The sequence below is a fragment of the Pseudomonas sp. genome (genome assembly GCF_033723075.1).
In the GTDB taxonomy this organism is placed as follows: domain Bacteria; phylum Pseudomonadota; class Gammaproteobacteria; order Pseudomonadales; family Pseudomonadaceae; genus Aquipseudomonas.
This window is the reverse complement of the sequence record NZ_JAWVXU010000004.1, coordinates 1-14009: the sequence shown is the minus strand read 5'-3', so window position 1 is coordinate 14009 and position 14009 is coordinate 1. Positions and strand designations below refer to the sequence as shown.

9 protein-coding genes are annotated in these 14009 nt (G+C 65.0%); 7 read left to right on the top strand and 2 right to left on the bottom strand.

Going from position 1 to position 14009, the window contains the following annotated elements; genetic code table 11:
- Positions 1 to 59 precede the first annotated feature (59 nt).
- Positions 60 to 1310: a ribonucleotide-diphosphate reductase subunit beta gene (locus R3355_RS05975; RefSeq protein WP_318960472.1), complete on the bottom strand. Its 1251-nt coding sequence runs from the start codon at positions 1308 to 1310 to the stop codon at positions 60 to 62.
- 725 nt (positions 1311 to 2035) lie between these two features.
- Positions 2036 to 4939, bottom strand: coding sequence for a ribonucleoside-diphosphate reductase subunit alpha (locus R3355_RS05970; RefSeq protein WP_318960471.1), 2904 nt, complete (start codon positions 4937 to 4939; stop codon positions 2036 to 2038).
- 841 nt (positions 4940 to 5780) lie between these two features.
- Here R3355_RS05970 and R3355_RS05965 point away from each other — a divergent pair.
- The 7 genes from R3355_RS05965 to R3355_RS05935 form a co-directional block, all read left to right on the top strand.
- Positions 5781 to 6518 carry a response regulator gene (locus tag R3355_RS05965; RefSeq protein ID WP_318960470.1) on the top strand — a complete coding sequence of 246 codons (738 nt, stop codon included), beginning with the start codon at positions 5781 to 5783 and terminating at the stop codon, positions 6516 to 6518.
- Between the two features lie 165 nt (positions 6519 to 6683).
- Positions 6684 to 8288: an ATP-binding protein gene (locus tag R3355_RS05960; RefSeq protein ID WP_318960469.1), complete on the top strand. Its 1605-nt coding sequence runs from the start codon at positions 6684 to 6686 to the stop codon at positions 8286 to 8288.
- A gap of 705 nt (positions 8289 to 8993) precedes the next feature.
- Entirely contained in the window at positions 8994 to 9572 is a 579-nt protein-coding gene (locus tag R3355_RS05955; RefSeq protein ID WP_318960468.1) for a sigma-70 family RNA polymerase sigma factor, read from the top strand.
- A 226-nt stretch (positions 9573 to 9798) separates the two neighbouring features.
- Positions 9799 to 11490, top strand: coding sequence for a multidrug ABC transporter permease/ATP-binding protein (locus R3355_RS05950; RefSeq protein WP_318960467.1), 1692 nt, complete (start codon positions 9799 to 9801; stop codon positions 11488 to 11490).
- Between the two features lie 238 nt (positions 11491 to 11728).
- A complete protein-coding gene (locus R3355_RS05945; RefSeq protein WP_318960466.1) occupies positions 11729 to 11932 on the top strand; it encodes an MbtH family protein in 204 nt (67 codons plus the stop codon).
- Positions 11932 to 12069, top strand: a complete 138-nt coding sequence (locus tag R3355_RS05940) for a hypothetical protein (protein ID WP_318960465.1) — start codon at positions 11932 to 11934, stop codon at positions 12067 to 12069. Before R3355_RS05945 ends, R3355_RS05940 begins: the two co-directional genes overlap by 1 nt.
- 11 nt (positions 12070 to 12080) lie before the next feature.
- Positions 12081 to 14009 (top strand): condensation domain-containing protein (locus R3355_RS05935; RefSeq protein WP_318960464.1); only part of this gene is annotated, 1929 nt, incomplete at its 3' end.

The following is a 14009-nucleotide window of genomic DNA, read 5'->3' as shown; positions in this document are numbered from 1 at the left end:
GCCACCCCAAACTTCAATTTCAGGTAAAGCGCTCTTGATCTTTCAGTGAGTGAACAGAATCAATCCCAGCTCAACGCTCCACCAGTCTGATACTCAATAACCCGCGTCTCGAAGAAGTTCTTCTCCTTCTTCAGGTCCATGATCTCGCTCATCCACGGGAAGGGGTTGGTGGTGCCCGGGTACTCTTCCTTCAGGCCAATCTGGGTCAAACGACGGTTGGCGATGAATTTGAGGTAGTCCTCCATCATCGCCGCGTTCATGCCCAGGACGCCGCGCGGCATGGTGTCGCGGGCGTATTCGATTTCCAGCTGGGTGCCTTCCAGGATCATCTGGGTCGCTTCGTCCTTCATCGCAGCGTCCCACAGGTGCGGGTTTTCGATCTTGATCTGGTTGATCACGTCGATGCCGAAGTTCAGGTGCATGGATTCGTCGCGCAGGATGTACTGGAACTGCTCGGCGACGCCGGTCATTTTGTTGCGGCGGCCCATGGAGAGGATCTGGGTGAAGCCGCAGTAGAAGAAGATGCCTTCCAGTACGCAGTAGTAGGCGATCAGGTTGCGCAGCAGTTCCTGGTCGGTCTCGACGGTGCCGGTGTTGAAGGTCGGGTCGGAGATCGAGCGGGTGTACTTGAGGCCCCAGGCTGCCTTCTTCGCCACCGAAGGAATCTCGTGGTACATGTTGAAGATCGCGCCTTCGTCCATGCCCAGCGATTCGATGCAGTACTGGTAGGCGTGGGTGTGGATCGCCTCTTCGAAGGCCTGACGCAGGATGTACTGGCGGCATTCGGGGTTGGTGATCAGGCGGTAGACGGCCAGCACCAGGTTGTTGGCGACCAGGGAGTCGGCGGTGGAGAAGAAGCCGAGGTTGCGCATGACGATGCGGCGCTCGTCGTCGGTCAGGCCGTCGGTGCTCTTCCACAACGCGATGTCCGCGTTCATGTTCACTTCCTGGGGCATCCAGTGGTTGGCGCAACCATCCAGGTACTTCTGCCAGGCCCAGTCGTACTTGAAGGGTACGAGCTGGTTGAGGTCGGCGCGGCAGTTGATCATGCGCTTCTCGTCGACCGCGACGCGGGCGGAGGCGCCTTCCAGTTCGGCCAGGCCTTCGGCGATGTCGAGCTGATCGAGGGCGGCCTTGGCGCGGGCCACGGCGGCGCTGTCATCGGCGGCGATGGCGCGGGCTTCGACCGCGGCGGCACCGCCGACCTGGTCGAGCTTGTCGATGTTCATGTCCGCGACTTGGGCGGTGGTGTTGCCGGCAACGGCTGCGTCTGCGCCGTCTTCCTTGTCGAATTCGTCCCAGCTCAGCATGGCTTGGCTCCTGCTTCAGGGCCGGTGAAATGACCGGCCTGTATGGATGTACAGTAATCTTGAGTATGTTCTGTTGCGGTTTACGCGCAAGGTGAAAACGGGTACCGCTGGTCGGGGGGCTGGTGTGGCTGGCCTCGCCCTTTGTTCTCTTTTCTCTTTCCCGCGTCTCCCGCGAGCGGGAGAGGGTGGGTATTTATTGGGAGGGGCGGTGTTGCTGTTGCCCCTCACCCTAGCCCTCTCCCCGGAGGGGAGAGGGGACTGATCGTGTTGCAGTTCGGGTATTGAGGGGGCTTTGGGCCTTTTCCCCTCACCCTAGCCGGGCGCCCCTAGCCCTCGGCTTTGGCGTCCTGCGTCGCCCTACCTCCTGCGTCCTTGCAGTCGTCTCCCCGGAGGGGAGGGGGGCGGATGTGTTGCGGCTCCGGTGTTGGGAGCTGGTTTAAGAGTGCAGGGGCTTTGGGCTTTTTCCCCTCACCCTAACCCTCTCCCCGGAGGGGCGAGGGGACTGATCGGTGTGTTGCTTTAGCTTTTTTCACCCTTCGAATATGTAGTTTCGCGGCCAAGGCCCCTCCTACAAAAAGCGTTTCATCCTTCGAGCGTGTAGCTGAGCGAGTAGTCGCTAGGCACCTGCCGGAGTGGAGCCCCTGAGCGTACGGCTGTACGTGATGGGGGCCGCTCCGGCAGGTAACGACGCGAATGCCGCTCAGCTCCGCGCGCTGCCGAACACCTTACTGGCAGGCTTCGCAGTCTGGTTCATCGATGGCGCAGGCTTTTGGTACTGGTGCCGGGCCGGCCGACATTTCCACTTCCGGGGCTTTGGCCGGTGCTGCGCTGAGGCCGTCGTTGCCGCCGCTGGACACGGCGTTGAGCTTGCCGGTGTTGACGGTGGATTTCTCGGTGCTGGTGGCGGCCAGGGCGCGGAGGTAGTAGGTGGTCTTCAGGCCGCGGTACCAGGCCATGCGGTAGGTCACGTCGAGCTTCTTGCCGCTGGCGCCGGCGATGTACAGGTTCAGCGACTGGGCCTGGTCGATCCACTTCTGGCGGCGGCTGGCGGCGTCGACGATCCACTTGGTGTCGACTTCGAAGGCGGTGGCGTAGAGGTCTTTCAACTCCTGCGGGATGCGTTCGATCTGCTGCACCGAGCCGTCGTAGTACTTGAGGTCGTTGATCATGACCGAGTCCCACAGGCCGCGGGCCTTGAGGTCGTGGACCAGGTAGGGGTTGATCACGGTGAATTCGCCCGAGAGGTTCGATTTCACGTAGAGGTTCTGGTAGGTCGGTTCGATCGACTGCGATACGCCGGTGATGTTGGCGATGGTGGCGGTCGGGGCGATGGCCATGATGTTCGAGTTGCGGATGCCTTTCTGCACGCGCTCACGTACCGGGGCCCAGTCGAGGGACTCGGTCAGGTCGACGTCGATGTACTTCTGCCCGCGCTGCTCGATGAGGATCTGCTGCGAATCCAGCGGCAACACGCCCTTGCTCCACAGCGAACCCTGGAAGGTCTCGTAGGCGCCGCGCTCGTCGGCCAGGTCGCAGGAGGCCTGGATCGCGTAGTAGCTGACCGCTTCCATGGATTTGTCGGCGAAGTCGACCGCCGCGTCCGAGCCGTAGGGGATGTGCTGCAGGTACAGGGCGTCCTGGAAGCCCATGATGCCGAGGCCGACCGGGCGGTGCTTGAAGTTGGAGTTGCGCGCCTGCGGCACCGAGTAGTAGTTGATGTCGATGACGTTATCGAGCATGCGCACGGCAGTCTTGATGGTCTTCTGCAGCTTGGTGCGGTCGAGCTTGCCGTCGACGATGTGGTTCGGCAGGTTGACCGAGCCCAGGTTGCACACGGCGATCTCGTCGGCGTTGGTGTTGAGGGTGATCTCGGTGCACAGGTTCGAGCTGTGCACGACGCCGACGTGCTGCTGCGGGCTGCGCAGGTTGCACGGGTCCTTGAAGGTCAGCCATGGGTGGCCGGTTTCGAACAGCATGCTGAGCATCTTGCGCCACAGGTCTTTGGCCTGGATGGTCTTGAACAGCTTGATCTTGCCGTACTGGGTCAGGGCTTCGTAGTACTCGTAGCGCTCTTCGAAGGCGCGGCCGGTGAGGTCGTGCAGGTCCGGCACTTCGCTCGGGCTGAACAGGGTCCAGGAGCCGTCGTCGAACACGCGCTTCATGAACAGATCGGGGATCCAGTTGGCGGTGTTCATGTCGTGGGTGCGGCGGCGGTCGTCACCGGTGTTCTTGCGCAGCTCGATGAACTCTTCGATGTCCATGTGCCAGGTTTCCAGGTAGGCGCAGACCGCGCCCTTGCGCTTGCCGCCCTGGTTGACCGCCACCGCGGTGTCGTTGACCACCTTGAGGAAGGGCACGACGCCCTGGGATTTGCCGTTGGTGCCCTTGATGTAGGCGCCGAGAGCGCGCACCGGGGTCCAGTCGTTGCCCAGGCCGCCGGCGAATTTGCTCAGCAGGGCATTGTCGCGGATGGCGTCGTAGATGCCGCCCAGGTCGTCCGGCACTGTGGTCAGGTAGCAGCTGGACAGCTGCGGGCGCAGGGTGCCGGCGTTGAACAGGGTCGGCGTGGAGGCCATGTAGTCGAACGAGGACAGCAGGTTGTAGAACTCGATGGCGCGGTCTTCTTTCTGCTTCTCTTCGATCGCCAGGCCCATGGCCACGCGCATGAAGAAGATCTGCGGCAGTTCGAAGCGGGTGCCGTCCTTGTGGATGAAGTAACGGTCGTAGAGGGTCTGCAGGCCGAGGTAGGTGAACTGCTGGTCGCGCTCGTGGTTGATCGCTGCGCCGAGTTTTTCCAGGTCGAAGGTTTTCAGCACGGGGTTGAGCAGTTCCAGCTCGATGCCCTTGTCGATGTAGGCCGGCAGCGCCTTGGCGTAGAAGTCGACCATCTCGTGGTGGGTGGCGCTGGTGGCGACACCGAGGAAGCCCAGGCCTTCGGCGCGGATGTTGTCCATCAGCAGGCGCGCGGTGACGTAGCTGTAGTTCGGCTCGCGCTCGACCAGGGTGCGGGCGGTCATCACCAGGGCGGTGCTGACATCGCTCTGGGCCACGCCGTCGTAGAGGTTCTTCAGGGTTTCTTTCTGGATCAGCGCGCCGTCGACTTCGGCCAGGCCTTCGCAGGCTTCGGTGACGATGATGTTGAGGCGGCCCATGTCCAGCGGCGCCACGCTGCCGTCGAGGTGGGTCACGCGCAGGCTCGGGTGCGGCTCGGCGACGTCGTTGCCGCCGCGCTTGCGCTCCTGGCTGCGCGACTCGCGGTAGATCACGTAGTCGCGGGCGACTTTCTGCTCGCCGGCGCGCATCAGGGCCAGTTCGACCTGGTCCTGGATTTCCTCGATGTGGATGGTGCCGCCGGACGGCATGCGCCGTTTGAAGGTGGCGCTGACCTGTTCGGTCAGGCGCTCGACGGTTTCATGGATACGCGACGAGGCGGCGGCGGTGCCGCCTTCTACTGCGAGAAACGCTTTGGTGATGGCGACGGTGATCTTGTCGTCGGTGTAGGGCACCACGGTGCCGTTCCGTTTGATCACACGCAACTGGCCCGGCGCGGTGGCGCTCAGTTCCAGGTTGCCATCGGTGGCCTGTGGCGCTTGGCCCTGCGGGTTCTCGCGAGTGGTGTCGGTATGCATGTAGGAGTGTCTCCGTGATCTGTAATTTGTCGGGTCGGCGCTTTCCGGTGGATCTACTGCCGTTCGTTACCATTTCAACAACGCCTGCACGCAGCCAGAGGCTGGGGGCAGGGGACTTGCAAACTGGCTGGAGGGTCTGAGCGGGTATTCATCAATTACTGCGCTTGGCCACGCTGGGTTGAAATCAGCCTGGCCATCGCTCGCTGCTTGTGTAAACACCCTTTGGCTGAAAGCGCCTCCCTGGCTGCATGTCTTGTGTCGGCCATGGCCGGCACTACTAGATGTAGTGGTAGGCGCGCAAGGGCTGCCTACCGTTATTCTGGCTCCGGCAGGCAAGTCGCGCTGCCGGAGCAATGGCCGCTGCACGTCTGTGCAGGCCGCCATCAAGGTTCTTTCGCTCACCGATCGGGCTTGGGGCTGGACCTTTCAGGGGCAATTGTGCTTGTGCCGTTTTTAAGGTCAAAACCCAACATATAGGTGTTTAGTGCGCTGGAGATACAAGATAGTGCGGTGTTGGGGGGATGGCAAGTCCTCCGGCCTGTGGATAAAGCTGTGGGTTAACGTGGGGTAACTTACGCAAACCCGCGTGTTTGCTGGGGTGAGCGGCCTTGTACCGTTCGTCGTCGTTATTGGTTTATTTTTGCCTTGAGGCGCGAGTTTTCGAGTCCGCCACAGAAACACAATATGTAGTTTTTTTTGTGGCGTTTTGGCCTGCTCTGTGCTGAGCGGCTGAGACGCCACGGCGCGTTTCACTGCGCTGCAGCAGACCTGCGCGCCGGCGTTCGGCATTGCTACAATCAGCGTCTTTATCGCCGTCGTAGATCTGTCCCCGGAGGCAGCCGTGCAGCAGCAAGACACCTGGCACATCCTTATCGTCGAAGACGACCAGCGTCTGGCCGAACTGACCCGTGATTACCTGCAGAGCAATGGCCTGGTGGTAAGCATCGAGGGCGACGGTGCGCAGGCGGCCGCGCGCATCCTCAAGGAGCAGCCGGATCTGGTGATTCTCGACCTGATGCTGCCGGGCGAGGACGGTCTGTCGATCTGCCGCAAGGTGCGCGACCGCTATGACGGGCCGATCCTGATGCTCACCGCGCGCACCGACGACATGGATCAGGTGCTCGGCCTGGAAATGGGTGCCGACGATTACGTGTGCAAGCCGGTGCGTCCGCGCCTGCTGCTGGCGCGGGTTCGCGCCTTGCTGCGGCGGCGTGAGGGCGTCGCGACGCCTGCCGGCGAAGGGCCGCGGCGCCTGGAGTTCGGCCCGCTGGTGATCGACAGTGCGATGCGCGAGGCCTGGCTGGGCGAGCAGAGCATCGAGCTGACCAGCGCCGAGTTCGACCTGCTCTGGCTGCTGACGGCCAACGCCGGGCGGATTCTCTCCCGCGAGGAGATCTTCAATGCCCTGCGCGGCATCGAGTACGACGGCCAGGATAGATCCATCGACGTGCGCATCTCGCGGATCCGGCCAAAGATCGGCGACGACCCGATGCATCCACGCCTGATCAAGACGGTGCGCAGCAAGGGCTATCTGTTCGTCGCCGAGGCTGCCGAAGCGCTAGGGTCTGCTGAGGTTTAAGTCGTGGCCGCGCCGGAGTCGGGTATTGCGCGGGGCAAGGCATGAGGAGAGAAGTTTGGTTGTTCCAAATGAACGACGAATAACGCCGCACCGGGCGATAACCGGCCCGGCCCATCGGGTTGCGCAGCAACGCGGCTCGCGACTAAGCCTCAACAGACCCTAAATATGAATTCGATCTTTCTGCGCATCTATGCCGGCATGCTGGCGGTGCTGGTGCTGGTGGCGCTGCTCGGCGTCGGCACCCTGCACCTGGTCAACGAGGTGCGCTCGGAGCAATACCGCGAGCGCCTGGCGCGCGGCACCTTCCGCCTGATGGCCGACAACCTGGCACCGATGAACGAGCTCGAGCGGCGTCGCTCCGTGGTGCTGTGGTCGCGCCTGCTGGGCATCCCCTTGACCCTGCAACCGCTGGCCGAGGCCACGCTCGACAGCGGCGCGCGCAACCGTCTCAAGCGTGGCCAGGTGCTGGTGCGGCAAACCGGCCCGCATGCGGCGACCGTCTACAGCCAGGTCAATCAACAGCAGCAGCTGCTGCTGACCGGCGAGGTGCAGCAGATCAGCGAGCAGTTGGCGCGGGCGACGGTGTTCCTGCTGCTCGACGAGCTGATCCGCTTTCCGCAGGCCGAGCAGCCGCGGCGTCTGGCCGAACTCAAGGAGTCCAAGCAGTTCGGCTTCGACCTGCGCCTGATCCGCCTCGAGCAGGCGGCCCTGGATGCCGACCAGCGCCGGCGGGTGGACGAGGGCGACACGGTGATGGCGCTGGGCAAGGGCGGCGACAGCATTCATGTGTTCTCCGGCGTGGTCGGTACGGACTGGGTGCTGGAGATCGGTCCGCTGTATCAGATGAACCCCTATCCGCCGCAGTTGCTGGTGCTGATCGGGGTGCTGGGCCTGAGCCTGATCGGCTTGACCGTCTACCTGCTGGTGCGGCCCCTGGAGCAGCGCCTGGGCGACCTGGAGGGCGCCGCCACGCGGATCGCCAGCGGCCGCCTGGATGCACGGGTGCCGAGCCGCGGCACGGATTCGGTGGGGCGGCTGGCGGCGGCGTTCAATGCCATGGCCGAGCACCTGCAGCGCTCCCTGAACATCCAGCGCGAGATGGTGCGGGCGGTGTCCCATGAGCTGCGCACGCCGGTGGCGCGCCTGCGTTTCGGCCTGGAGATGATCGGCGATGCCGAGAACGAAACGGCGCGGCGCAAATACATGGACGGCATGGACAGCGATATCCAGGACCTCGACAAGCTGGTCGACGAGATGCTGACCTATGCGCGCCTGGAGCAGGGCGCGCCGGCGCTGAACTTCCAGCAGGTCGACCTGGGCAAGCTGATCGACCAGGTGATCGACGAGCTGGCGCCGCTGCGCGCCGGGGTGCGGGTCGAGCGCGGCCCGGCCCTGGATGCCCTGGACGGCAGCGGTGCAGTGGTCGAGGCGGAGTTGCGCTACCTGCACCGGGCCTTGCAGAACCTGGTGAGCAACGCCATGCGCCATGCCGAATCGCGGGTGCGGGTGAGCTATCAGGTCGGCCAGCAGCGTTGCCGCGTGGATATCGAGGACGATGGCCCCGGCGTGCCGGAAGAGGCCTGGGAGCGCATCTTCAACCCCTTCCTGCGCCTGGACGACAGCCGCACCCGCGCCTCCGGCGGCCATGGCCTGGGCCTGTCGATCGTACGGCGGATCATCTACTGGCACGGCGGCCGCGCCCAGATCGGCCGCAGCGAGCGCCTCGGCGGCGCGCAGTTCAGCCTGATCTGGCCGCGCAAGCAGGGTTGAGCAGGACGGCCGCAGCCACTCAGTAGCCCGAATAAGTGGCTGCTTTTGTGGGAGGGCCGACTGAAGTCGACGTAGCCATATCGCCATCAAGCTGGCTCCTGGGGGCTTCGTAGGAGCGGCCCATGGCCGCGATAGGGCATGGCAAAAGCATCGCGGGCATGGCCCGCTCCTGCGTCCGGTGAAGCTCGCACATGACATATCGCGATGGTTCTCACGCTTCTGGTGATAACGATCAACGACGGACCGGGGGAATCGCCAGATCCGGGGCAGTCCACGATCTGTAGGGTGCCACTCGCCGCAGGCAGTGCACCATTGGTTCGCCGGCGCGGCACAAAAGCTGGCGGGCTGTCGCGGTGTTCCGAGCAGCCGGCGTCCCGGGCCGCCCTGCGGTTGCGGACGGCTTGCCAGGTTGATGTTTCCGTAAGCCCGGCCGAGGACGCTCCGCGTGCGCTGTGCAAGCCTGCAGCCACTCCGTAGCCCGCCCTGGGTTCATCGGGCCGGTGTCAGCGCACTCCGGCGCGTGCTCGCATGGCCGCTGCCGCGGATTGCCTGCGGGTATCCATTTGACCGCTCAAGTGGAGGCGGGAGGTGGCTCGTTTCCCGGCTCTGGAATGCAGCGGCGGGCTATGACCCTGAGACTCAAGGGTTGTATTGATAATTATTATCATTAATATGCGCATCTGACGTTAGCCAAGGAGGCCAGCGATGGGTGCTTTCCTTTTTTGCCCCACGACATCGGCGCTTGCCGCCGCGGGATTATCCGGGGCGTCGCGAGCGCTCCTGCATGTCGAGCTGGAGCAGCTCTACAACCGCCATCGCGGTGCACTGACCGATTATGCCCAGGGCCTGCTCGGTTGCCGTGGCCGCGCCGAAGACGTGGTCCAGGATGCCTTCCTCAAGCTGTGGGAGGACGGCGACCCGCGGGCCATCCGCGATGCCTTGAAATACCTGTTTCGGGTGGTGCGCAACCTGGCCATCGATCGCCTGCGCAGGCTCGGCCTGGAAGGGCGCTATCAGGTCGACGACGAGCGGCTGCCGGATGTACCGGCGCCAACCCCTTCGCCGGAGCGGGTGGTACTTGGCGAGCTGCATTGGCAGCGCCTGCAGCATGCCCTGGCCGAGCTGCCGGCGCGTACCCGTACCGCCTTCACCATGAGCCAGGTGGAGGGCTACAGCCAGCGTGAAGTGGCCCGCCACCTGTGCGCCTCGCCGACCCAGGTGCACTTTCTGGTGCGCGATGCCGTTGGCCACTGCCGCGTGCGCCTGGGCGACGTGGCGGCATGACCTTTCTCTTCTGCCATGTAGCGGTTTTGTGTTGCACGGGGCCGACGCTCTTCGCAGGGGCCAGCTTGCTGGCGATCCAGCTCACAGCGAAAAGCATCGTCGGAAGCCACAGCAGGCAGGCTCCGACAGGCGCTGTGTTCTGGTCTGTTAGCCAGTGCAACAAGCAATTGGCCCATGACCTTTTCTTCTGCTCAGTCGGGCTGCGGCCCGCCGAGGATTTCGACCGATGAAGCTGTTGCGTTTGCTGTTCCGTGAAAACCGCCTGCCGCTGCTCGGGGTGTTGCTGCTGAGTCTGTGCAGCGCCCTGTTGAGCGTCGGGGTGATCGCCTTCGTCAACCTGCGCCTGATCGCCGGGGGCGCTGCCATGGGCGGCGCGCTGCTGCAGTTCGCCGGCCTGCTGATCCTGCTGCTGGCCTGCGCCTCGGCGGGGCAGATGGCGCTGCACACCCTGGGCCATCGCTTCGTCTATCGGCTGCGCCGCAACCTGGTCAAGCGGGTGCTGGACACCGATATCGAGCGCCTGGAGCAGATCGGCGGGGCACGCATTCTCGCCAGCCTGTCGAGCGATATCCGCAATATCACCATCGCCTTCGTCTACCTGCCCGAGCTGGTCTACGGGCTGATCCTCAGCCTCGCCGCCTTCGCCTACCTGGGCTGGCTGTCGCCCTCGCTGTTCGGCGTCACCCTGGCCTGGCTGGGCTTTACCCTGAGCGTCGGCTGGCTGTTCGTCGGCCGGGTCAATCACCATATCCGCCTGCTGCGCGAGGCCGAGGATCGCCTCTATCAGGACTACCAGGCGGTGATCGACGGCCGCAAGGAGCTGGCGCTGAATCGCGACCGCGCGCGCCTGCTGTTCAGCGAAGAATTCGACAGCAATGCGCGCAGCTACCGCGACAACGTCACCCGCGCCGACATCTTCAATGGCCTGGCCGGCAACTGGGCCAACTGCATGGTGCTGGGCACCATCGGCCTGGTGTTCTTCTGCGCCAATGGCCTGGGCTGGGCGGCCGCACCGGTGGCGGCGACCTTCGCCCTGACCGTGCTGTTCCTGCGCGCACCCATGGTCGCCAGCGTGGCGGCGATTCCCAGCCTGCTGGCCGCACGGGTGGCGCTGGGCAAGCTGGAGGCCCTGGAGCTGGCCGAACAGCGCGAGGGTTTCGACTATGTCGAGCAGCCGGCCGACTGGCAGGCGCTGCAGCTCGATGGCGTCAGCTACCGCTACCCGGGCGAGGCGGACGAGCTCGGCTTCGATGTCGGCCCGCTGGACCTCACCCTCAAGCGCGGCGAACTGGTGTTTCTGGTGGGCGGCAACGGCAGCGGCAAATCGACCCTGGCGCGTCTGCTCACTGGCCTGCATCGCCCCGACTCCGGCGCCATTCGCCTGGACGGCCGCGCCCTGCGCGAGGACGAATGGCCGGCGTATCGCCAGTTGTTCGCCAGCGTGTTCACCGATTTTCACCTGTTCGCACGCTTGCTCGGTCCGGCGGGCAGCGAAGTCAGCGATGGCCTGACCAGGGGCTGGCTCGAGCGTCTGCATATGGCGCACAAGGCGCGTGTTTCCGGTGGACGCTTGCTCGATACGCGCTTCTCCCAGGGCCAGCGCAAGCGCCTGGCGCTGCTGCTGGCGATGCTGGAAGGGCGCGACATCCTGGTGCTCGACGAATGGGCGGCGGACCAGGATCCGCTGTTCCGCCGGCTGTTCTACCGCGAGCTGCTGCCGCAGCTGAAGGCCGCCGGCAAGACAGTACTGGCGATCACCCACGACGACCACTATTTCGACCAGGCCGACCGCCTGCTGAAGATGGATGGCGGTCAGCTGTTCGAGCTGACCGGCGAGCAACGCCAGCGCGCCAGCGCCGACGCCCTGCATGAAATCGGCGGGCCGGCGCGGCGAGTGGAGGTGTCGGGCATCTCGTAGGGTGCGCTGCGCGCACCAATACCGCTGCCTGGTGCGCACGGCCTAGGCGGCCCTGCGCACCCTGCCTCATTTTGTTGGGCTGCGTGCCTCGGCGCCACCATGCCGTGGCGATGAGCAGAAACGCCGTTGGAGCGTGCCTCGGCACGTGCAAAATTCGCATGTAAATAAAAATTATTCGCAACTGAGTTCGTCTGTATCCATATCGCCGGCACAGTCCGGCTCGCACCGAGGAACCGCCATGAGCTTCGACAGCCCCGAGACCCGCTTTCTGGTCGTGATCAACGCCGAGCAGCAATACGCCATCTGGCCGGATTACAAGCCGGTGCCCGCCGGTTGGCAGGACGTCGGCGTGCACGGCGACCGGCAGACCTGCCTGGCGCATATCGCCGAGGTCTGGAGCGACATGCGTCCGCGCAGCCTGCGCGAGGCGACGCAGGCCTGATGCAGCTGTTCTGCCTGGCCCCTGTGCGGGTCGCCCAGCCTTCTTTCTACCTGTACGCCGAACTGCTCAATCCGATCGAATTTCACGCCTGGCGCCTGTTGCGCGCCGAGGCCGCATACGCGCCCCAAGGCGCCTAGAGGTGTTGTCCATGACCGCCGATTGCCTTTCTCAGACCCGCACCGATCTGGCCTGGGCGCCATTGTCCTCGGCGCAGCAGCGCCTGTGGTTCTTCAGTCGTCTGGAATCCGCCAGCAGCGCCTACAACCTGGGCGGCGTGATCTGGCTCGAGGGGGCCCTGGATCTCGCCGCGCTGCGTTACAGCCTGGATCAGGTACTGGCCCGGCATGCCGCCTTGCGTCTGGTTTTCGCCGAGCAGGACGGTGTGGCGCAGCAGGCGGTGCTGCCGGTGTGCCCGATGGCGCTGGAGCAGGTCGATCTCGGCGGGCTGGCCGCGGAGCTGCGGCAGAGCGCGGCCGAAGAGCAGGGGCGGGCGTTCGTCGAGCGACATTTCGACCTCGGCCGTGGGCCGCAGATTCGCTGTGCGCTCTACCGCCTGCAGGCGGATCGCCACGCCCTGGTGGTGGGCATGCACCATATCGTTTCGGACGCCAGGTCGGTGGCGGTGCTGTTCGAGGAAATGGCCGAGTTCTACCGGGCCCACCAGCAACACCGCGCGCCTACGCTGAGCACGCTACCTCAGGAGTATTGCGAGTACGCCAAGCTGCAAGGCCAGTGGCTGACCAGCGCCGAAGGCCGGCAGCAACTGGACTACTGGCGTGCGCAGTTGGGCGAGGAGCAGCCGGCCCTGCTGCTGCCGGCCGACTTTGTCCGCCCGGCCCAGGCCGATCGCCGCGCGGCCTATCGCCTGCTGCAGCTGGAACCGCAGCTGGTCGGGCGTTTGCGCGGCCTGGCGAAAGCCTGCGGCGCGACCCTGTTCAGCGTGCTGCTGGCGGCGCTGCAGGTGCAGCTGGCACGGTTGGCGGGCCAGCGCGAGGTGCGCATCGGCGTACCTGTGGCGGGCCGCGCCCGCGGTCATGAGCGCCTGTTCGGCTTCTTCGTCAACACCCTGGTACTGGCCGGGCAGCCGTTGCCGGGCCTGAGCGTGCGCGACTGGATCGGCCGCACCCGGCAATGCCTGCGCCAGGGCCTGAATCACCAGCAGATGCCGTTCGAACAACTGGTCGAAGCCCTGGCTCCGGCACGCAGCCTGGGCCAGCAGCCGCTGTTTCAGGTGGCGTTCAACTACCGCCGCCAGCACCCGCTGCCGAGCAACTGGCTGCCGGGCATCGCGGCGCGTCTGGATGAGCTGCCCGCCAGCCGTATTCCCTTCGACCTGGCCCTGGATGCGCTGCAAGGCGACGGCGAGCAGTTGCAGATCAACTTCGCCTACGCCGCCGACCTGTTCGGCGCGGCCAGCATCGAGCGGCTGATCGCCGGCTTTATCCAGCTGCTCGGCGAGTTCGTCGCCCGGCCCGACAGCAGCCTGGCGCAATTGCGTTTGCACAGCGATGCCGAGCAGAAACGCCTGGCCGTGTGGAACCAGTGCCGGCAAGCCCATGACCCGGCGCGTCTGCTGCCTGAACTGATCGCCGCACAGGCGTGTTTGCGTCCCGACGCCATCGCCCTGGTGCATGGTGGCGAGCGCCTCAGCTATGCCGAGCTGGAAGCCCAGGCCAGCCGCCTGGCCCATCTGCTGATCGAACGCGGCGTCGGCCCGGAAGCGCGGGTCGGCCTGTCGCTGGAGCGCGGCAACGCGATGATCGTCGGCCTGCTGGCGATCCTTAAAGCCGGCGGCGCCTTCGTCCCCCTGGACCCCGGCTACCCGCGCGAGCGCCTGGCCTATATGGTCGAGGACTCGGGCCTGCAATGGCTGATCACCAGCAGCGACCTGGCCGGGCGGCTGCCGGACGTGGAGACGCTGTGCCTGGATCGGCTGGATCTGTCGGCTTACCCATCATCGGCGCCCGCTGTCGCGCTGCATCCGCTTAATCTGGCCTATCTGATCTACACCTCAGGCTCCACCGGCCAGCCCAAGGGTGTGGCGGTCAATCACGCCGGCCTGAGCATGCATGTGCAG